We start from the raw sequence: 19,659 nt of genomic DNA on the forward strand, positions 1-19,659 counted from the left end.
CACCTGACTTTTTTAGACTCTTTTTAAAGAAGGGCCATAGTATTGATTATTTAGAAAAGCCCCAGAGTGCCCGCTTCTCCGCACCACACATGCTTCGCAAGGGAGGTTGAGTTCGGGTTACCGCAGATACTGGCGCGGAAGGGGCGGGAATGCTCCGGGTGCTCCTCTTTGGCCTGACCCCGCCCCCCCCGATACCCGCGCCGCACCTGCTTCACTCACTCACAAATGTTCCCGGTTGCTGCATCGGGATCGTTTCCCGCGTTCCGAAGAATTCAGGAAAAACAGAAGCGATCAGAATTTGGAGAAAGAGTCCAATTCATATCCCACTCACCAGCTGGTGTGTGAGACAGGGTTTCACCCGGAGACCTGTGTAAAGAGATCATACCTGATGCTCCCAACAGGCGCCTGCCGGGTGAAGTAGTAGGGAATCAGTCTCTCGTTCACCTGATGATACCCGAGCCAGTAGCTGTGTCTCATGGTTGTTTTCTCATAGCCCGGCAGTTCTTCGAAACTATCCCGGTCATGGGCGATAATGAGGTCAAAGTCCCTGGCAAGGAGGATACCCGCATCTGGTTTTTCTCCATAATAGGTAAATTTCGACCACTGATCCCCGCGATAATACCAGGGAAGCGGCCAGAAGGTGCTGGTTGCAATGGCAACATTATCAGATTCGTCTATTATGACCATCAGTTCCCTGAGTTCCTCAGAGTTCTGCACCTGCACAATCGGCTCAGAGATATCTGCCGGAGTAAAAGCAACATGCATGGTCATCACGGCTAAGAAGAGAAGTGCCACGGCAAGAACCACTGCCTTGAGGTACTTCATTCCATCTTTTGTGCCATCGGTTGAGAAAAAGTATGTTGCAACAAAGATCATCGGGAGCAGCTGGTGGAGAATCAGCCAGGGAACTTTCTCACCAATATATGCATAGACTGCAAGTGAGGCGATCATCCACCAGATGCAGAACCTGATAAATTCGTGGCGGGGATCAAAGACCCTGCCTGCTTCAGGCCTCCTGAAGAAAGAAGAGAGCCGTTCTTTCAGGGAGAATTGAGGAGGGGAGGGGTGTGTACACGATATGTCATCTGGAGATGCGTCTCTTCTGGACCTGCATGCCTGAAGATGTGATCGCACGCTGCCGATAATTGGCCCTCCAATGGTGAAACGGAGTATACCAACTGCTGCCAGTATCAGAATCGGCACTTCATACAGGACAAACAGAATCAGGTAATAGTACCATGGCCCTCCCAGCCGCTCAATGCCATGCATCTCAGTCCAGTGAGAGATGGCCATCTGCCCGGCTCTCAGCACAATCTCAGGATGTGCACCAAATGACGAATAGAAGATGGCCATAATGCTGCCTCCGAGAAGGGCAGCAGACAAAATATCCCGTCTCCAGGTTTTTGGAAATATCAGCCGCCTGCTCTGAAGCGCGTATACAAGATAGGCACCAAAGATTACCAGTACAATTGGCATATTCTCCTTGCTCGACATCCCTAATCCTGCTGCAAGGCCGGCAACAAGTGCAAACCTGGCTTTTCCTGACTGAAAATATGCCAGCGCCGCTACAACAAGCAGGAGAGAGAAGAACGCAATAAAGATGTCATTGCGGAGAAAGCGGGAGAAATATACCATATTTGGAGATATGGCAAGAAACAGGCCGGCAATTACCATCTGCCTGCCATCAATATATCCAAGCCTGTAGAGGGGATAGACGAGTGCGACAAGTGCGGTCCCAAGGATTGCCGGGAGCAACCTGCCGACGAGATCGGTATCACCAAATATCGAGAAGAGCCCTGCTGTTACATAGAAGAGGAATGGGCCATGGAATACCGGATCATAGATATAGGTACCTTCAGTCAGAAGCTTGTATGCAAACCAGGCATGCACCGCTTCATCATGGTGGTAGAGTTTGAGATCAAGAAAGGCAAACCGCAGGATAGCCGTTGTGAGCAGGATACAAATGAGTATAGACTCCGGCTTGCGAAGCCGCTCAAAAAATGATAAAAAAACAGGTGCGGCTTTCATTGCCGCTATCACACGATGATCAGCCCTCAAGGACGATCTCAATACCAATGTCCTTGGGCACCTGAATTCGCATCAACTGGCGGAGTGCACGCTCATCTGCATCAATGTCGATGAGACGCTTGTGAACACGCATCTGCCACCGATCCCATGTTGCAGTCCCTTCACCATCCGGACTCTTCCGGATAGGGACAACAAGACGCTTTGTCGGAAGCGATATCGGACCTGCAAGATTGACACCGGTTCGCTCGGCGATCTCACGTATCCGGGAGCAGACCGATTCAAGTTTTTTATAATCTGTCCCGGTAAGGCGTATTCTGGCTTTCTGCATAGGGAGTCACCGCAAAAGATGAGAAATTATCTCATCTGCTTCGCTTTTGTGTCGAGGACAATACCTGCAGCGATGGTTGAGCCCATATCACGGACCGCGAAGCGGCCGAGCTGCGGAAGCTCTTTTGCCTTCTCAAGGACGAGCGGGCGGGTGGGGACGATCTTTACGATTGCAGCGTCGCCGGATTTCAGGAACGCCGGGTTCTCCTCTTTCACCTGGCCGCTCCTTGGGTCAAGCTTCTTCTGGAGCTCAAGGAAGGTACAGGCCACCTGGGCGGTGTGGCAGTGGAAAACCGGTGTGTATCCGACAGAGAGGACGCTTGGGTGCTGGAGAACAACGACCTGGGCGGTAAATTCCTCAACAACGGTTGGAGGTTCATCGACAGGACCACAGACATCGCCACGGCGGATATCGTTCTTTGCGATACCACGCACATTGAATCCGACGTTGTCGCCGGGGTATGCCTGCGAATGTTCTTCATGGTGCATCTCAATGGATTTGACCTCACCCTCTTTGTTGGCAGGCATGAAGGAGACCTTCATTCCCTTCTTCAGGATACCGGTTTCAACACGGCCAACAGGCACAGTTCCGATACCGGAGATGGTATAGACATCCTGGATCGGGAGACGGAGTGGCTTGTCAGTCGGTTTCTCCGGCTCTTTCAGGGTGTCAAGTGCCTCAACAAGTGATGGTCCCTTGTACCAGGGAGTCTCCTCAGAGTTCTTTGCAACATTTGCCCCGGTAAATGAACTCATCGGGATGACGATTGTCTCATCAGGCTTGTACCCGACCATCTTGATGAGATCAAAGAGCTGTTTCTTGACCTCTTCAAACCGCTTCTCATCGTATTTCACTGCATCCATCTTGTTGACAGCGATGATCAGCTGGTTGATACCAAGTGTCCGTGAAAGGAAGACGTGCTCCTTGGTCTGCTCCATCGGGCCATCAGGTGCAGCAACGACAAGCACTGCTGCATCCGCCTGGGATGCGCCGGTGATCATGTTCTTGACAAAGTCCCGGTGGCCGGGGCAGTCGACGACGGTGAAGTAGTACTTCGCGGTGTCGAACCGCTTGTGAGCGATATCGATGGTGATACCACGGTCACGTTCTTCTTTGAGGCTGTCCATCACCCATGCAAATTCGAAGGAACCCTTACCTTTGGATTCGGCTTCCTTTCTGAATGAATCGATGATATGCTGGGCCACAGCTCCGGTCTCAAAGAGAAGGCGACCGACCGTGGTTGACTTTCCGTGGTCAATATGGCCGATAACGGCTAAATTCATGTGTGGCTTTTCTGCTGCCATTCTCAATCCTCCACTCTTAGAGAGACGGTAAAGCGTACAGTCTGTCCAATGCGAGTATAATAGATTGGAGAGGGAACTATATAAAATATTTCACTTTTTGCAGCCAAATCCTCAAAGAAACGATACACTGATGTTATATACGCACCTATGCTCATCACATGAAGACCTTGCCGTTCAATCGTGGGCCAAACGACCGGATCACTGTCCAGTGCGCGACCGGAGAGGTGCCCGTCCATACACGCTGCGCCTATTGCAGGCACTGCGCGGGGATCAGGATCGGAAAGAGGGTAACGCCAAACCCAATTACACAGACATATGGCAAAGTCAAACGCTCCATGTCTGTTGACGAGGAGCTGATTAATGCCGGTCTGATGTTCAACACCCTGGCAGCCGACCCCCGCGCAGAAGCAATCGAGTGTGCGGACGAGAAAGAAACGGGGTATGCACGGATTACGGCCCGATAGAGCCGCTCAGCAGCCACTATTATCACCTTCTCTTTTTTTTACACCCATAGTGTGTCCACTCATCTCAGGCGCAGGCGCAGACCATCACCAGGAGACAGACGGCACGGATGATCTCATTTGCTGCACCCACAACATCCCCGTTGATACCGCCAAACAGCCTGTCTGCTCCAAAGAGCAGGACCAGCGTGGCAACTGACGACCCAAAAAGCCCTGAGACGATGACAATCCAGGGTATTGGAAGGAGAAAGAGGGGCAGGGTCAGCAGCCATGCAGCAGCCACAAACCAGGGGCGCCCCTGCCAGAAGAGAAAGCTATGGATTCCGTCACGAAACGGGCGGCCGGCAGCCGTGAGCGTTGCCATCGAAACCTTTGCCGACACCTCGGCAACCACGATTGCAAACGGAATGATTGCAAGTGACGTGAGAGAGCCAAACGAGATGAGCGTGATCAGAAGTCCAAGGGCAACACCCCCGGCCCCAACCCGGCGATCAGTCAATGCCCTGATCCGGGTCTCACGGCTCCCGTGAGCCATCAGGCCGTCACCGAGATCCAGCAGACCGTCAAAATGGTTGCAACCGGATACAAGGAGGATCAGGCCCAGTGAAACAGCAGCAGCTGCCATCGGGCTCTGGATCAGGATGAGAGGGAGCGCTGCGATTGCACCGATCAGGTATCCGGCAAGCGGGTACAGGTAGGATCGTTTCGCAAATGCCTCAAAATCTGCTGGTTTTCCAACCGGCAGTATTGTTGTGAACTGCAGGAGTGCCCGGATTCCCTCTGCTATCGTCATCTGATTTTCAACCCGCATTTAGCCTTCACTATACAGTTTCGAGGTGCATCCGGCAATGAGCCCGGCAACCGCATCATCAAGAAACGGGCCAAGCGTCCCGAGGATGCCTGGCTTCTTCTGGTCGTACCTGGTAAACTCAAACCGGGCATAGGTCCCGGCGATGATCTCGGCAATTGCCATGCCGATGATCTCATCAGCAAGGAGAAATACAGGATCATCAGCAATCTCTGAGTCCTCCCGTCTGGTGTAGAGTTCGTCTTCAAGCAGTAATGCCGAGAGAATGAGTGCCGAGACATTTGGATCCTGAAACGCACGCCTGATATTCTTCTCAAGGACCAGTCTCCCCTCATCTTCAGTCAGGCCATGAGGGACATAGAGTTCCATCCCGGCATCAAGCATTGCTTCCATTGAAACACCCTCTGCGGCGAGCCGCTCTTCAATCTCAAACATACGTGATCATTATCTTTGCAAGGCGGCATACATAACCTCTATGGCATTTCTCTCAGATGATCCGGCATATAAACCAGAAAGACCGGTCTTTGCATCAATCCTGGCCAATACCGCACTCTCCGGGATACCGGGGATCTCAGGTGCCGGTGCAGGCCCGGAGATGACTTTTTATACGCCGATCCTCGATGCTGAACTGATTGTAGAGGGTGCAATCACCAGCATGCCCATCAGGCCCGACACGCCAACAGGATGCCCAACACCTGCATCCATCACCCGCGCGATGATGGGTCTCACCGGGCTTGCCCCGCTCTTTGTCAATGCCGGCCTCAGGCATCCACCGACAATACCCACCTATCACTTAAACGGGCATCCCGGAGCGGATCCACGAAACGGGGATGCCGTGCCTGATGCGGGAATACTCTATTCCAGGGGAGAGAGGCTGGGATCGTTTCTCTCCTGCCTCTCGGATATGCTTGTCATCGGAGAATGCGTTCCCGGCGGGACGACAACTGCGCTCTGTGTACTCCGCGCTCTCGGATACCCGGCACGGGTTTCAAGCAGCTTTGTCGACAACCCGCATTCAGAGAAAGAGGAGATTGCAGCAGCCGTTCTTCAGAACGTGCAGACCGGTGCAATAACCAGGCCACTGGATATTATCCGGGCAGCCGGGGATCCGATGATGGCAGCAGCAGCAGGCATGATCGCGGGGTTTTCAGGCAGGATCATCCTTGCAGGCGGCACCCAGATGCTTGCTGTTGCTTCTGTTGCAAAAGCACTTGATCTCAGGATGCCTGCAATCGCAACAACGGTGTATGTCCGTGACGACAGGTCTGCAAACTTCTCTGAGATTGCAAGGGATATCGGGATAGAGACGATATATGTCGATCCGGATTTTGGTGCACTGGCCCATGCAGGACTTGCCCGGTACTGTATCGGGGAAGTAAAGGAGGGGATGGGAGCTGGCGGCGCGATGTACCTTGCCCATGCTCTTGGGTATTCTCCGTCAGAGATTAAAGACGCAATATTCAGAACCATCTCCGCCTACTCCTGAAATAATAAGACCAATAAACGCCAAATGTACATCAAGGATATGCTGCCCCTGTATGTTGTCAATAATTATGGCCAGTTCAACCATCTCATCCACAGGATGATCCGTGATCTTGAAATCGAAGTCCGGATGATTCCAAATACAACCCCGGCAAACGAGGTTCGCAACCAGTGCCGCGGAATCATCCTCGGCGGCGGCCCGAGCATGGAGCGTACCGGCAACTGTGCCGAATACCTTCATCTCGACATTCCTGTTCTTGGAATATGCCTTGGCCACCAGCTGATCGCGCTTGAATTCGGCGGGGAGATCGGACCGGGTACAGCCGGAGGATATGGCAGTGTCGATGTGGATATTCTCAGACACGGTCAGTTGCTCTCCGGATACCCGGAGAGAATCCATGTCTGGGCATCCCATGCTGACGAGGTGAAACACCTGCCTGATGGTTTTGAGATCCTGGCTGCCTCCTCCATCTGCCAGATCGAAGCGATTGCATCTGAAGATAAGCGGATGTACGGTCTCCAGTGGCATCCGGAAGTGAGCCACAGCAAAGACGGACACCTGATCTACGAGAACTTTAACCGCATATGTATGGAGTAGAAGAACTGGGCCGTGCTCTTCAGGCGATCGGCTTCTCATGCCGTATGTGCGGTGGGTGCTGCCGTGGAGAGGAGGATGAAGGCCGTGTCATCGTCTCACCAATTGAGATTGATGGTCTTGCCTCGGCTACCGGGATGGAGAGGGAAGAGATGGTGAAACCCTATCCCGAATTCATTGAGTCCGGTGATGGCCATAGCTTCACCTTTGAATGGTGTATCAGACGATCTGGCAGTGGATGTATCTTCCATTCTGAGAACGGCAGCTGTTTGGTATATGCGGTGCGCCCCTGGATCTGCAGGACGTACCCGTTTGCACTCGACGGCGAGCAGTTAACCGTCTCAGAATGCCCTGGAACCGGAGGGGAGATGACAGAGGAGGCGGCTGGTGCGCTTGCCAATGCACTCATCCTGAGGAAGAGGGCAGAAGAGGAGGAAGAGGATGCGGTCTTAAAGCTATATGCAGCCGCGACACTGCCGGATGACGGCCCGGTGGTCTTTGACAGCAGGGGTATGTGGAGAATACATGGGTGAATTACAGATCGTCGGGACTGCGCATGTCTCACAGAAAAGTATCGATGATGTCACAGCAGCAATAGCGGAATTTCAACCCGATATTATTGCAGTTGAGCTTGATGCTCCCCGCTATGCCGCACTGAAACAGCAGGAGGAGAGTAGAGAGGGACCGGGAGTCTCTGAGATCCTGACATCCGGGAATATGACCCAGCTGCTGATCCAGTGGGTGCTTGCCTATGTCCAGAGAAAGATCGGGATGAATGTCGGGATCGAGCCCGGAGCAGAGATGAAGGAAGCAATCCGGATCGCCGAAGCAGAAGGGATACGGATTGCCTTAATTGATCGGGATATCCGTATCACGCTCTCCCGTTTCTGGACCATGATGACGCTTCGTGAGAAGTGCAGGATGCTCTATGCGCTTGCCGTCTCAGTCACCGGCGTATCCGGCGAGGAGATCGACATCGATTCCCTCACCGAACAGGACGTTGTCACGCTTGCTCTTGAGGAATTCAGAAAATTTGCCCCAAATGCAGCAAAGGCACTTATCGATGAGCGGGATGCCTATCTTGCCCATAACCTCATCCCGCTTTCCCGTGGAGACAACCGTGTCCTTGCAGTACTTGGAGCAGGTCATGTCAGGGGTGTATCTGCGTACCTGGAAGAGCCGGAGACGCTCCCTCCCATACACAGGCTCACAGAACAGGTCAAAAAGCCGCCATGGGGAAAAATTATCGGGTTTGGCGTTCTTGCGCTCTTTCTCACCCTGATTATTGCAATCCTCTTTTCAGGGGTTGGTTATGATGTACTGTTTGCCGCATTTCTCTGGTGGATAGCAATCAATGGAACGCTTGCCGCACTCGCCACCCTCCTTGCCCGCGGCCATCCCATATCCGCAGGTGTTGCCTTTTCCTGTGCATGGCTCACCTCGCTGAACCCGATGCTTGCTGCCGGGTGGTTTGCAGCAATAGCAGAGGCAAAGATAAGGAAGCCGGCAATTGCGGATATGAAGGCGATAAGCAGGGCTGACAGTTTCTCTGAGATGAGCAGAATTCCCCTCTTCCGGGTGGTGCTGGTTGCAGCGCTTGCAAATATCGGGAGTACGCTTGGAACGTTTCTCTACTTTATCTTCATCTTTCCGCTGCTTGGGATCGACCCGACGGTGCTGATCACTGACGGGTTTTCCAATATCGTCAATACCCTCTCAGGTATTGTATAGAGAGCATCCGGTCCGGTTGGTTTACCATAATTTCAAAAGGTGTTCAACCGGAAACAATACCTGCCAGGTATGTCGGCAGACAATTGCTGGTTGCGCAAAGAATAACCATATGGAAGACACTTCTATCTACCATGATTCAGAACAAAAACATTGCCAACTTTGGCGTCACCATCATCCAGGCGCGCCACAGCATCAGGCATTTCAAGGACAGCCCCATTCCGGAGGAGATCATCAGAAAGGTGCTTGATTGTGCAAAATCCGCACCTTCGGCAAGGAATATCCAGCCATGGCTGTTTGGGATTATCACCGATGCCCGGACACGGTCACAGATAGCTGACCTGACGGATCATGGGAAATTCATTGCTGAAGCACCGGTCTGCTTTGCCGTATTTGGTGAGCGCGACCAGCAGTATGTGGTTGAGGACTGCTGTGCCGCAACCGAGAACATCCTGATTGCCCTGACCGGGTATGGTATCGGGTCATGCTGGGTTGCAGGCCATGGAAAAGCGTATGCAGAACCGATCCGGGAGATGCTGGGCGTCCCTGAGAAATATACCCTTATCTCGCTTATTGCTGCGGGAGAGGCAAAAACCGAGGGTTTTGTGCTTGCGAAAAAGAAGAGCCTTGATGAGATCACCTTCAAAGAGAGATTTGGATCCGAGTGAACCTCTTTCTCTCTCTTTTCAGCAAAACAAAGCACCCATACTGCTAAAACCCTGTACGTGATCGCTTATGACCCCTCCCATTCTGCAGGTCGCACTTGACATACCTGATCTCAGCCGCGCCTATGCAATAGCCGGGGAGACGCTGGCAGGCGGGGCAGACTGGATCGAGATCGGCACGCCGCTCATCAAGAGCGAGGGTATGCATGCCGTGAGGGAGATCCGGGCGCACCATCCGGATACACCCATCGTCGCAGACATGAAAACCAGCGATACCGGGGCGCTTGAGGTTGAGATGGCGGCAAAAGCCGGTGCAGGAATCGTCTGCATCCTTGCCGAATCCGATGACGCGGTCATCAGGGAGGCGGTGAAGGCAGCAGATCTCTATGGTGTGCAGCTGATGGGGGATATGATGAATGTCGGGGACCCCGTAACCCGTGCCCGTGAACTCGAGGAGATGGGAGTCCATATCATCAATGCCCATGTCGGGATTGACCAGCAGATGATCGGGAAGGACTCCCTCGAACTCCTTGAACGGCTCACCGGCACAGTCTCTATCCCGATTGCCGCTGCCGGCGGCCTTGATGCTGCGCGGGCGGCTGAGGCAGTTGCCCATGGGGCAGAGATCGTCATCATCGGCGGGGCGATCATCCGATCCAGCGATGTCACCGCCTCCACCGCCCAGATCCGATCGGCTATCGATGCACCAAAGCCACGATCCCAGCAGAAGCGGGATCAGACGGAGGAGATCCGATCGATGCTGGAAGAGGCGTCCTCATCAAACGTCTCCGATGCGATGCACCGGAAAGGGGCGATGAGCGGTCTGAAACGGTACTACGGAACCGGGAAGATGATCGGCCGTGCCATCACCGTCCAGACCTTCGCCGGAGACTGGGCCAAACCCGTCGAGGCGATTGATCTCGCAGCTCCCGGAGACGTGATCGTCATCAACAACAGCCGGGATACCACCATCGCTCCATGGGGGGAGCTTGCGACCCTCTCCTGCCAGAACAAGGGGGTTGCCGGTGTCATCATCGACGGAGCGGTCCGCGACCTTGACGATATCCTCGAAATGACAATTCCACTCTATGCAACCGCAGCAGTTCCGAACGCCGGAGAGCCCAAGGGTTTTGGAGAGATCAATGCGGAGATTGTGTGCTGCGGCCAGCAGGTACGGCCGGGAGACTGGATCATCGGGGATGCAAGCGGTGTTGTCGTCCTCCCCAAAGAGCGGGCATATGAGATCAGCCGCCGCGCAGTTCTTGTTGCCCGGACCGAGGAGCGTCTTCGCGAGGAGATCAGAAGGGGATCCACCCTCTCGGTTGTGATGGAGCTTCTCCGCTGGGAGAAGCAGTAATCAGGGGAAACGGGGCTGCCGGGATAGTTCCGGAGCAATAACTTTTCTTTTATCAGAACAATTAGTACCTAATCGGATCATGATCGCCAGCAGAAGGACGATCAGGGATTCGTCCTCTCCGGTAGAGAGAAGCAACTGAAGGAACGGAGTCACGCAGATGTTACATGAGGCAAAAGAGACGCTGCGGGAGGTGATGCAGGCGGTCACTCCCATTGCTGTGATCGTATTTCTGGTATTACTCGTTCTGATCGGATCAGGCGCAGCAGAACTGATCGACTATATTCTCGGGGTCATGATGCTGACAGCGGGAATCACGCTCTTCCTTATCGGGGTGAAGAGCGGGCTTCTCCCGATGGGGGAGGCGATCGGATCTGATCTCCCCAAACATGGATCTATCTATCTGGTGATCATCACCGCATTCCTGCTTGGATTCTTTGCAACCGTCGCCGAGCCTGATGTCAGGGTTCTGACAAATATGGTCGATCTCGTATCCAACGGAGAGATTGCCCAGAACCCACTTGTCCTCTCAATTGCGATCGGAGTCGGATTCTTCGTGATGCTGGCGATGCTCCGCATCATCCTTGGCATCCCTATCACCTGGCTCTTTGCAGCAGGATACCTGGTTGTCATCATCCTCTCCTTCATTGCACCAGCTGATTACCTCCAGATCGCATACGACGGCGGGGGCGTCACCACCGGGCCGCTGACCGTCCCATTCATCCTTGCCCTCGGTATCGGTCTCAGCTCGGTACTTGCCGGAAGATCAGCGCTCACTGATGGCTTTGGGCTGATAGGTCTTGCATCCATCGGCCCCATCATCGGAATCATGGTACTGGGGATACTCCTATGATATCTGAGCTTGGAGTCCTGACCGGTATCAACCATGTCATCCTTGAAGCGATCATCGCACTGATCCCGCTCTCGATCTTCTTCATTCTCTTTCAGATTACGTACCTGAAGCTCCCCATCGGGCATGTCATCAATCTCTTCAAAGGAATTGTCTTCACCCTGTTTGGAATGATCTTCTTCCTTCAGGGGGTGAAGGTCGCCTTTATCCCGGCAGGTGAGGCGATCGGATCCTTCTTTAGCGCAATCGGGAAACCCTGGATCCTTATCCCCTTCGGTTTTCTCCTCGGGCTCCTTGCGACCTATGCAGAGCCGGCGGTACGGATTCTCTGTTACGAGATCGAGAACTCCTCAAGCGGATTCATCAGGGGAACCCTCATCCTCTACACACTCTCCCTCGGAGTCGGGATTGCCGTTGCACTCGGCATGGGGCGGATCGTCTATGGGTTCTCATTCCTCCCGATCATCATCACCGGGTACGTCATCGCCATCATCCTCCTCTGGTTTGCTGACCGCGACTTCGTCGGGATCGCCTTTGACTCAGGCGGGGTTGCAACAGGTCCGATGGCGGTTACCTTCCTGATGGCACTCGCCGTTGGGGCGGCAGCAGGAATTGAGGGGCGCGATCCGGTGATCGACGGGTTCGGGCTGATCGCACTCATTGCACTCGCACCGATCCTCTCAATCCTCATCCTTGGCATCTACTTCAAAAAGAAAAAGGTGAATACATCATGATCTGTGAAGGTTGTAAAGTACTGATTGTAACAATCGTCAAGAAAGGCTGGTCACAGCAGGTGATCGAGGCATCCCGTCAGGCGGGCGCATCGGGCGGCACGATTATTCCCGGCCGTGGAACCGGGATCCATGAGATGCAGACACTCCTTGGTCTTCGGATCGAGCCAGAAAAGGAGATCATCCTCACCATCGTCAATCCTGAACAGGCTGATACAATTCTTGAAGCCATCGTTTCAGAGGCAGAGCTTGAGAAACCGGGCAACGGGATCGCCTTTGTCATCAGCCTGGATAAGGTCGCAGGCCGTGTCCATATGTTTACAAAAGAAGGAGAAGAGTAGGATCAGCCAAGGTCGCTCTCCCGGAGGAGGGAGCCGCCTGCAGCCTGAATCTTCGAGATTGCCTCACCAGCCTGGCTCACCCTCAGGATGAGCACCGCAGCATCCCTGCCGGAATATGCATATGCATACTCGATATTAATCCCGGCATCACCGAGGATCCGGGCAACCTCATGAAGACCACCAGGTTCATCCTTCATCCGGACCGCAATCACATCGGTGAACTGGACAGCAAATCCAAGATTCTCAAGAACCGATCGCGCAGTCCCGGGGTTATCGACAAGTGCACGAACAACACCGAAACTGCTCGCCTCTGCGATTGAGAAGGCAAAGATATTCACATTGCTCTTCTGGAGGGCTTCTGCAATCGCAGCAAGCCTCCCTGGTTTATTCTCCGAGAAGACGGAGATCTGTTTGATGATATACTCTTCCTGCATCAGATGACCCTCCGGTCGATGACACGTTTTGCTTTTCCCTCAAACCGGGGGAGTGATCCCGGTTCTGCAAGCTCCACAACGACAGCCACATTCAGGGCACTTTTAAGCGTATGTTCCACTTTCTTTTTGATGTTGATGAGATCATTGATCCTATCACTGAACGCTTCAGGGGCAACCTCAACCCTGACGATCATATCATCAAGCGAGCCTTTCCGGTCAACCTCGATGATGAAATGGCCTGCAAGTTCAGGAATTCCAAGGAGTGCATGTTCAACTGCTGAGGGGAAGACGTTGATACCACGGATGATCAGCATGTCATCGACGCGGCCGGTGATCCGCTGGATCCGGGGATGTGTTCTGCCACATGCACAGGTCTCATCATCTATCCGGGTAATATCCCCGATACGGTACCGGATCATCGGAAGTGCCTCTTTCTGAAGGACGGTCATAACCAGTTCGCCCGACTCCCCGGGTTCAAGCACCTCCCCGGTTACGGGATCGATGATCTCAGGATACGCGATATCCCCCCAGATATGGATACCCTGCTGGGCAGTGCATTCAGAGAACATCGGGCCGGATATCTCGCTTGTACCATAGATATTGTACGCCCTGACCCCCATCGTCTCATAAATACGCGTCCTCATCGATTCTGACCAGGGTTCGGCACCGATGATGGCAGAGCGGAGATCGGTATCGTTTTTGATAGAGATACCCATCCGTTCTGCCGCTTCACCGATATGGATCAGGTATGATGGTGTACATGCGATGGCGGTCGCCTTCAGATCCTGCATCAGCTCGATCTGCCGCTCGGTGTTGCCGACGCTTGTCGGGAGGACGGCCGCACCGATCCGCTCAGCCCCATAATGGAGGCCAAGACCCCCGGTGAAGAGGCCATACCCATACGAGACCTGGATGACATCCCCCCGCCCAAGGCCACAGGAGGTGAGGGCACGTGCAAGCGATGTCGTCCAGAGATCGAGATCTCTTCGGGTGTACCCGACGACGGTCGGCTTCCCGGTCGTTCCGGACGAGACATGGTAGCGGACGAGCTCATCATGGGGTGCACAGAATAACCGGTCCGGATAGTTATCCCGGAGATCATGTTTATACATGAACGGGAGGAGGCGGATATCAGAAAGAGTCCTGATATCATCCGGATGCACACCCGCCTCCTTCATTCGTCGATGATAGAAGTCTGAGAAACTGTACAGCCGGTAGACGAGTGTCTTGAGGAGCCTGTACTGAAGCCTTTCGAGATCGTCCTTTTGCATCGTCTCAATCCGTGGGTCCCAGCAATGCATCAGAGATCACCCCTCCGGTCAATAACACGCTTCGCCTTCCCCTCAAACCGTGGGAGTGAGCCGGGTTCGACAAGCCTGACGGTCGTCCTGAGGGTGAGGGCTTCCTGCAGTTTCTGCTGTATCTGCTTCTGCAGTCCGACAAGGTCGCCAAGTTCACCTGAGAAGGCAGAGCGGTTCATCTCAACATCAATCGTCATCTCATCAAGATGGTGTACCCGGTCGATATATACCATGAACTGATCCCCCACCTCCGCAATGCCGAGGAGAACATGCTCAATCTGGGATGGGAAGACATTGATCCCCCGGATAACAAGCATATCATCACTCCTCCCCATAATACGTGCGATCCGCAGACCCCTACCGCATGGGCATTCATCCTCGATGAACATGGTGATATCACCTGTTCTATACCGGATCATCGGCATCGCCTCCTTTGACAGGGATGTGATGACCAGCTCACCCTTCTCACCGGGGCCAAGCGTCTCGCCGGTCGCCGGATCGATGATCTCGGGGAGATAGCAGTCCTCCCAGATATGCAGACCATGCTTCTCGGTACATTCAAAGGCGACACCGGGGCCGTACATCTCGCTCATCCCGTAGCTGTCATAGGCATCGATGGCAAGGCGGGTCTCAAGCTCATGCCGCATCGTCTCAGACCATGCTTCCGCACCAAAACAGCCAATTCTCAGTGAATCAAGGGTCACACCCATCTCTTCAACGACTTCAGTGATATGGAGCGCGTATCCCGGTGTACAGTGAAGTGCCGTCACCCCGAAGTCCTGGATCATCTCGATCTGGCGCTTTGTATTTCCTGTCGCACTCGGAACGACCATCATCCCTGTACGTTCCGCCCCGTAATGGAATCCAAGACCTCCGGTGAAGAGGCCATAGTTCACTGCATTCTGGAATGTATCGTCTGCGGTCAGGCCGACCATCGTCAGGTTTCGTGCAATCAAATCCGACCAGGTATCAATATCATGCCGTGTATAGCCGACGACCGTTGGCTTCCCGGTTGTTCCGGAGGTCGTATGGACTCGCACAACTTCCCGGCGAGGAACCGCAAAGAAACCAAACGGATATCCCTCCCGGAGATCGGTCTTCTTTGTGAACGGAAGACGGGTGATATCATCCCGCTTTTGAATATCGCTATTTGAGATCCCTGCCGCGCGAAGCCGCTCCTGGTAGAAGGGAATCTTTTCTGCCTGTGATAGTGTCCATTTTAACCGTTTTGTCTGGAGATCTTCGAGTTTTTTCCCCCGCAGAGTCTCCATCTCTTCATTCCAGAACATTGCCATCCCTGTAGATTGATTCCTGTAATGTGTGTGGTATAATGCAATAGACTTTGTCAGATGATTGACAGGGAGCACGGAGAGGGTGCTGGCAGAAGAAATCTTAATAGTATAGAATGAATCCATAGAAACTGAGTTACTATGGTAGACAAAGCAGGACTTGGAAGCTTTCTGTTTGGGATTATCCTCATTGTGCTTGGAGGATACGGCATATATCTCTACATCCCGGAAGTCATTGCCGTTTTGAAAGGATCGCTTGGGATTATTGCCGTTTTGATCGGGTTATTCCTTGCCGTGATTGGATTTTTCATCATGAAAGAGTGAGCCGGGGGTGAGAATCACCTCACCGGCCAGAAATACCGCTCCTCAGCCTCGAATACCGGACCATGGGGCATCGTGGCCTTCACGTCAATTCTGCCGATGCCCCGGTCAAGGCTTTTGAGATCGATATCGCTATAGGGTATCCAGATACCGCGGAGCTGATAGTTATCTTCGGGGAGTGACCGGTGAATCGTATAGAATCCACGGTAAAGCCGTCTTGGCGTAACCGGATTATTCCTGCGATCAGTCTCCGGAGAATAGATTGACACCTCCATGGAGATGGATGTCCGCTCAAATGAAACCGGACGGTTCATTGAATCGAAGAACCGGTACTTGATGATCAATCCGTCCATATCATGGAATCCACCAAAATCCATCGTTTCTGCCCAGATCTCCATTCTGGCAACTGATGTCACCCCCCTGGCAGAAACCTGGGTTGCAGGCTGGTCGGTTGAGACAGGCTGTGGCGTTTCATCCGGAGGGTGGAATACTGCCTGGTCATGCTCTTTGTTCTCCTCTGCTTCTTCTGCGAGTCCCGGAAGGGTATACGTACACCCGGCAGTGACAAGCAGCAGGGTGAGGGAAAGGAGGAGTAAAATACGTGTATATGCCATATTGCCAGAATATGCAGTACCAACAGATAATTATTCTCTTTCAACCGATCCAGAATGGAGGAATGGATCGATCACTATGAAACAGCACCAGGTTCCCGGTTGTATTATAGATTTTATTTCCCTGTATTGTGCTGGAAAAAGCTACCGGACAGTACTCTACCCCTGGATTGACAATCCAGACATACTGCCGGATCTATGGCTGGACATCCCTTTTGAGCAGCGGGTTGCCATCACAAACGATGATTATGCAGACGCACCTGATGGAGTCAGGCTTATCCGTGGCGACTCCATCCAAACCCTTGCCGGGTGTTCGCAGTTCTTTGATCTGATCCTCTGTTTCCCTCCACGTGAAACAGGTGTTATCTCAGGTACGCTTATTGCAGAAGATACAAGCCCCATAGACATTCATGATGCTGCATACACTATCGTCATCTTCAGTGCCGCACTTCGCCTCCAGCCCAAAGGAGCCTTATTTGCAGTTGTCTATCCCTCATTCCTCACCAATGGAAAACATATACATCTGCTGAACCGGCTCGGGCTCTTCTGTGAAGCAGCACTCTCCATCCCACAGGACGGCATCCCCAGAGAGATGGGAAAACTGCCCCTGCTCCTCATCATCAGAAAAGGAGCGTGTGATCAGCTGATGGCAGGGGAACTTGGACCTGATCGGTTTCGGCAGGAGATACTCCTTGGAAACCTGGCGACACGTACCAATGGAAAGAAACCGGAACTCGGCATATTCGTCCCTTCCACGAGCTTCAGGAGCCTTGAGGAGATACGGCTCGATGAGACGATCAGGAGGCTCGCAGAAGAGCATGGCACCGCTCCTGTGCCCTTCTCGGGCATCACAAAGTCCATCTCCATCGGTGCATGCGGGACACTGCAGGATGCTGGCAGGAGGCTCTACCTTCCCCTCTCTCCGGATGACCCACCAGTCACAACAGCAGACGATCTCACTGGTATGCCTGATGAAGCAGCATGCATTCTTCTCAGGCAATCTGTTGCAGATCCCGCCTACCTCTGCCATTTCTTTGATACGGAACTCGGCCGGGCGATCAGAAGGCGCATCATGATGAGAGCAGATGCAGACAGCGATATCCGGGAGCTGTTAGCCGAAACAGAGATCTATCTGCCTCCTCCCCAGGTTCAGGCAGAGGTCATCAGAATCGACACGCTGATAGACACCATCATGAGCCGGCTGTCAGATATCAGAAAAGACCTTCTGGAACACCCCTATTCCACACAAAAAGCACTTGAACGGCTTGAGCAGCTGAAAGGAGATGATTCGGTTGCTGACTGGATAGAGGAGCTGCCGTTCCCGCTTGCATCAATTCTCTGGGCATATATCGCAGAGAGCAGCCCATCAAAGAAGGTTGCCCATCTCTTCCATTTCTTTGAGGCAGCAGCAGAACTGAACTCAGGCATCCTCCTCTCCATGCTTGAGCCTTCTGCAAGGTCCGGAAACGTGGATCTCCTGGATGATAATCCAGCCTATCGTGGGATATACCTGAATGCGACCTTCAGAAGCTGGATTATCCTCTCAAGGCGTGCCGCACGGCTGATCAGAAGAGAGTCGGAGTCCCTTTGGAGAGGTGATGGGGAATTGTCATTTCTCATCAGGGCAAACCGTGACTTTCTCAGTATGGTGACGAGCAAGAGGCTCTTTGCCCTCCTTGATGAGGTTGCTGACCTCAGAAACGACTGGAAAGGGCATGGGGGCATCGTCGGTGAGAAAGGGTATGAAGAGCGGCTTGGAACACTTGAAATCTACCTGAACCGCTGCAGAAGTATTCTCCGGGATCGTTTCAGGGATACTGTCCTGATCCAGCCGGGTGCAGGAACCTACCGTGATGGCATATTCACCTACCAGGTGCAGGTACTCACCGGATCACGACACCGGTTTCGGCGGATGACCATCAGCACACTCATGCCCCTTGATACAGAAAAGCTGTACCTCTATCCACGGGAAGGCGGAAATCCCCTTGAACTGCTCCCATTCTTCAGACTGATCATCCACCCCGAAACCAGAAACCCTGCATGGTACTTCTATAACCGGATGGATGGAAGAGATGTGCGGTGGGTGTCGTACCATTATGAGGCGCAACCAGAGTTTACAGAAGAAAATGAAGAGGTATATACTGCAATGAAGACGTTTGGCCTGATCCTGGAGGAAGCACCCCGGTGAGCTACAGAAGCCTCCTGCTTGAAGGGGACGCGCTTCCATTCAATCTCGATAGAACGCTTCTCTGCGGACAGGTTTTCAGGTGGGAGAAGACCGGGCAGTGGTGGACTGGCATCCTGGCAGACAACGTCGTCCACATCAGGCAGGATGGAAGAGAGCTTCATTTCACAGGCACAACGGGGGAAGAGATCACCAGGTACTTCGATCTGGATCGGGATCTTGAAGCGATACTTGCTAGTTTTCCGGATCACCCAATCCTGAACCTGGCAGTTGACCATGCACGGGGACTCCGTGTTATCAGGCAGCCTGCCTGGGAATGCACAGCCTCCTATATCGTCGCCACGTTTGCAAACATACCGGGAATACAGACACGTATCAGGCTTCTCTGTGAGCGGTTCGGAGATGAGGTTGCACCCGGCAGGCATGCCTTCCCTTCACCACGCTCCCTTGCAGCGTCACCGCTCTGTGACATCAGGGATTGTCGTGTCGGGTACAGGGACCGGTATCTCTGCAACACTGCCATGATGATTACAGAAAACCCGGCATGGGAGAGAGAGATATGGGATCTTCCCTACCAGGAAGCCCGCAAAAAACTCCTCGCCTATCCGGGTGTCGGGAAGAAGGTGGCAGACTGTATCCTCCTCTTTGCATTCCACCACTTCGAGGCAGTGCCGGTTGATGTCTGGATTGAACGGATCATGCAACAACACTTTCTCACCCGGGATCTGCGCCTTCCATATGACAGAATCGCAGATGCTGCAAGAGATATCTTTGGACCATATGCCGGGTATGCCCAGGAGTATCTCTTTGCAGCACGGGATATCATCCCAAAAAAGTAGGGAC

22 protein-coding genes are annotated in these 19,659 nt (G+C 53.3%); 13 read left to right on the forward strand and 9 right to left on the reverse strand.

Features of this window, described 5'->3' with window-relative positions:
- Positions 1–354: 354 nt before the first annotated feature.
- The 3 genes from ABCO64_RS09075 to tuf are packed head-to-tail and all read right to left on the reverse strand — an operon-like array spanning position 355 to position 3,660.
- Entirely contained in the window at positions 355–2,028 is a 1,674-nt protein-coding gene (locus ABCO64_RS09075) for a flippase activity-associated protein Agl23 (protein ID WP_253460369.1), read from the reverse strand.
- A 19-nt stretch (positions 2,029–2,047) separates the two neighbouring features.
- Positions 2,048–2,356 carry a 30S ribosomal protein S10 gene (gene rpsJ / locus ABCO64_RS09080; RefSeq protein WP_253460366.1) on the reverse strand — a complete coding sequence of 103 codons (309 nt, stop codon included), beginning with the start codon at positions 2,354–2,356 and terminating at the stop codon, positions 2,048–2,050.
- 26 nt (positions 2,357–2,382) lie between these two features.
- Positions 2,383–3,660: a translation elongation factor EF-1 subunit alpha gene (gene tuf, locus ABCO64_RS09085; protein WP_253460363.1), complete on the reverse strand. Its 1,278-nt coding sequence runs from the start codon at positions 3,658–3,660 to the stop codon at positions 2,383–2,385.
- A 158-nt stretch (positions 3,661–3,818) separates the two neighbouring features.
- Between tuf and ABCO64_RS09090 the strand changes: the two genes are divergently transcribed.
- Positions 3,819–4,124, forward strand: coding sequence for a hypothetical protein (locus tag ABCO64_RS09090; RefSeq protein ID WP_253460360.1), 306 nt, complete (start codon positions 3,819–3,821; stop codon positions 4,122–4,124).
- A 64-nt stretch (positions 4,125–4,188) separates the two neighbouring features.
- Here ABCO64_RS09090 and cobS read toward each other — a convergent pair whose 3' ends face one another.
- Together cobS and ABCO64_RS09100 are read right to left on the reverse strand one after the other, a co-directional pair.
- The gene (cobS, locus tag ABCO64_RS09095) at positions 4,189–4,932 is read right to left on the reverse strand and encodes an adenosylcobinamide-GDP ribazoletransferase (protein WP_253460358.1); all 744 of its coding nucleotides are present in this window, start codon (positions 4,930–4,932) and stop codon (positions 4,189–4,191) included.
- The gene (locus ABCO64_RS09100; RefSeq protein ID WP_253460355.1) at positions 4,933–5,364 is read right to left on the reverse strand and encodes a phosphatidylglycerophosphatase A; all 432 of its coding nucleotides are present in this window, start codon (positions 5,362–5,364) and stop codon (positions 4,933–4,935) included.
- A 40-nt stretch (positions 5,365–5,404) separates the two neighbouring features.
- Between ABCO64_RS09100 and cobT the strand changes: the two genes are divergently transcribed.
- From cobT to ABCO64_RS09145, 9 genes are all read left to right on the forward strand, one after another.
- A complete protein-coding gene (gene cobT / locus ABCO64_RS09105) occupies positions 5,405–6,415 on the forward strand; it encodes a nicotinate mononucleotide-dependent phosphoribosyltransferase CobT (protein ID WP_253460352.1) in 1,011 nt (336 codons plus the stop codon).
- A gap of 39 nt (positions 6,416–6,454) precedes the next feature.
- A complete protein-coding gene (locus tag ABCO64_RS09110; protein ID WP_253460349.1) occupies positions 6,455–7,009 on the forward strand; it encodes a GMP synthase subunit A in 555 nt (184 codons plus the stop codon).
- On the forward strand, positions 6,997–7,539 hold the full coding sequence (locus tag ABCO64_RS09115) for a YkgJ family cysteine cluster protein (protein ID WP_253460346.1): 543 nt from the start codon (positions 6,997–6,999) through the stop codon (positions 7,537–7,539). The genes ABCO64_RS09110 and ABCO64_RS09115 overlap by 13 nt, the downstream gene beginning before the upstream one ends.
- Positions 7,532–8,737, forward strand: coding sequence for a TraB/GumN family protein (locus tag ABCO64_RS09120; RefSeq protein WP_253460343.1), 1,206 nt, complete (start codon positions 7,532–7,534; stop codon positions 8,735–8,737). Before ABCO64_RS09115 ends, ABCO64_RS09120 begins: the two co-directional genes overlap by 8 nt.
- Positions 8,738–8,868: 131 nt before the next feature.
- Complete coding sequence (locus ABCO64_RS09125) at positions 8,869–9,402, forward strand: nitroreductase family protein (RefSeq protein ID WP_253460340.1); 534 nt, start codon at positions 8,869–8,871, stop codon at positions 9,400–9,402.
- Positions 9,403–9,469: 67 nt separating this feature from the next.
- Positions 9,470–10,756 carry an orotidine 5'-phosphate decarboxylase / HUMPS family protein gene (locus tag ABCO64_RS09130; protein WP_343089327.1) on the forward strand — a complete coding sequence of 429 codons (1,287 nt, stop codon included), beginning with the start codon at positions 9,470–9,472 and terminating at the stop codon, positions 10,754–10,756.
- Positions 10,757–10,913: 157 nt separating this feature from the next.
- Positions 10,914–11,606: a DUF1538 domain-containing protein gene (locus ABCO64_RS09135; protein ID WP_253460334.1), complete on the forward strand. Its 693-nt coding sequence runs from the start codon at positions 10,914–10,916 to the stop codon at positions 11,604–11,606.
- Positions 11,603–12,337: a DUF1538 domain-containing protein gene (locus ABCO64_RS09140; RefSeq protein ID WP_253460331.1), complete on the forward strand. Its 735-nt coding sequence runs from the start codon at positions 11,603–11,605 to the stop codon at positions 12,335–12,337. The genes ABCO64_RS09135 and ABCO64_RS09140 overlap by 4 nt, the downstream gene beginning before the upstream one ends.
- The gene (locus ABCO64_RS09145; protein ID WP_253460328.1) at positions 12,334–12,675 is read left to right on the forward strand and encodes a P-II family nitrogen regulator; all 342 of its coding nucleotides are present in this window, start codon (positions 12,334–12,336) and stop codon (positions 12,673–12,675) included. The genes ABCO64_RS09140 and ABCO64_RS09145 overlap by 4 nt, the downstream gene beginning before the upstream one ends.
- A 2-nt stretch (positions 12,676–12,677) precedes the next feature.
- Here ABCO64_RS09145 and ABCO64_RS09150 read toward each other — a convergent pair whose 3' ends face one another.
- Genes ABCO64_RS09150 through ABCO64_RS09160 form a run of 3 tightly spaced genes read right to left on the reverse strand, consistent with a single transcriptional unit; the run spans position 12,678 to position 15,699 of the window.
- Entirely contained in the window at positions 12,678–13,109 is a 432-nt protein-coding gene (locus ABCO64_RS09150) for an ACT domain-containing protein (RefSeq protein WP_371922874.1), read from the reverse strand.
- The gene (locus ABCO64_RS09155; RefSeq protein ID WP_253460325.1) at positions 13,109–14,410 is read right to left on the reverse strand and encodes a phenylacetate--CoA ligase family protein; all 1,302 of its coding nucleotides are present in this window, start codon (positions 14,408–14,410) and stop codon (positions 13,109–13,111) included. The genes ABCO64_RS09150 and ABCO64_RS09155 overlap by 1 nt, the downstream gene beginning before the upstream one ends.
- On the reverse strand, positions 14,410–15,699 hold the full coding sequence (locus ABCO64_RS09160) for a phenylacetate--CoA ligase family protein (protein ID WP_343089328.1): 1,290 nt from the start codon (positions 15,697–15,699) through the stop codon (positions 14,410–14,412). Before ABCO64_RS09160 ends, ABCO64_RS09155 begins: the two co-directional genes overlap by 1 nt.
- A 141-nt stretch (positions 15,700–15,840) precedes the next feature.
- Between ABCO64_RS09160 and ABCO64_RS09165 the strand changes: the two genes are divergently transcribed.
- Positions 15,841–16,023 (forward strand): hypothetical protein, encoded by a 183-nt coding sequence (locus ABCO64_RS09165; protein ID WP_253460319.1) that lies wholly within the window; start codon positions 15,841–15,843, stop codon positions 16,021–16,023.
- A gap of 14 nt (positions 16,024–16,037) precedes the next feature.
- Here ABCO64_RS09165 and ABCO64_RS09170 read toward each other — a convergent pair whose 3' ends face one another.
- Positions 16,038–16,634, reverse strand: a complete 597-nt coding sequence (locus tag ABCO64_RS09170) for a hypothetical protein (RefSeq protein WP_253460316.1) — start codon at positions 16,632–16,634, stop codon at positions 16,038–16,040.
- Between the two features lie 76 nt (positions 16,635–16,710).
- Between ABCO64_RS09170 and ABCO64_RS09175 the strand changes: the two genes are divergently transcribed.
- Positions 16,711–18,819 carry a hypothetical protein gene (locus ABCO64_RS09175; RefSeq protein WP_253460313.1) on the forward strand — a complete coding sequence of 703 codons (2,109 nt, stop codon included), beginning with the start codon at positions 16,711–16,713 and terminating at the stop codon, positions 18,817–18,819.
- Positions 18,816–19,655 carry a DNA-3-methyladenine glycosylase family protein gene (locus ABCO64_RS09180; RefSeq protein ID WP_253460309.1) on the forward strand — a complete coding sequence of 280 codons (840 nt, stop codon included), beginning with the start codon at positions 18,816–18,818 and terminating at the stop codon, positions 19,653–19,655. Before ABCO64_RS09175 ends, ABCO64_RS09180 begins: the two co-directional genes overlap by 4 nt.
- The last annotated feature ends 4 nt before the right edge of the window (positions 19,656–19,659 follow it).

This window comes from Methanocalculus natronophilus, from assembly GCF_038751955.1.
In the GTDB taxonomy this organism is placed as follows: Archaea; Halobacteriota; Methanomicrobia; order Methanomicrobiales; family Methanocorpusculaceae; genus Methanocalculus; species Methanocalculus natronophilus.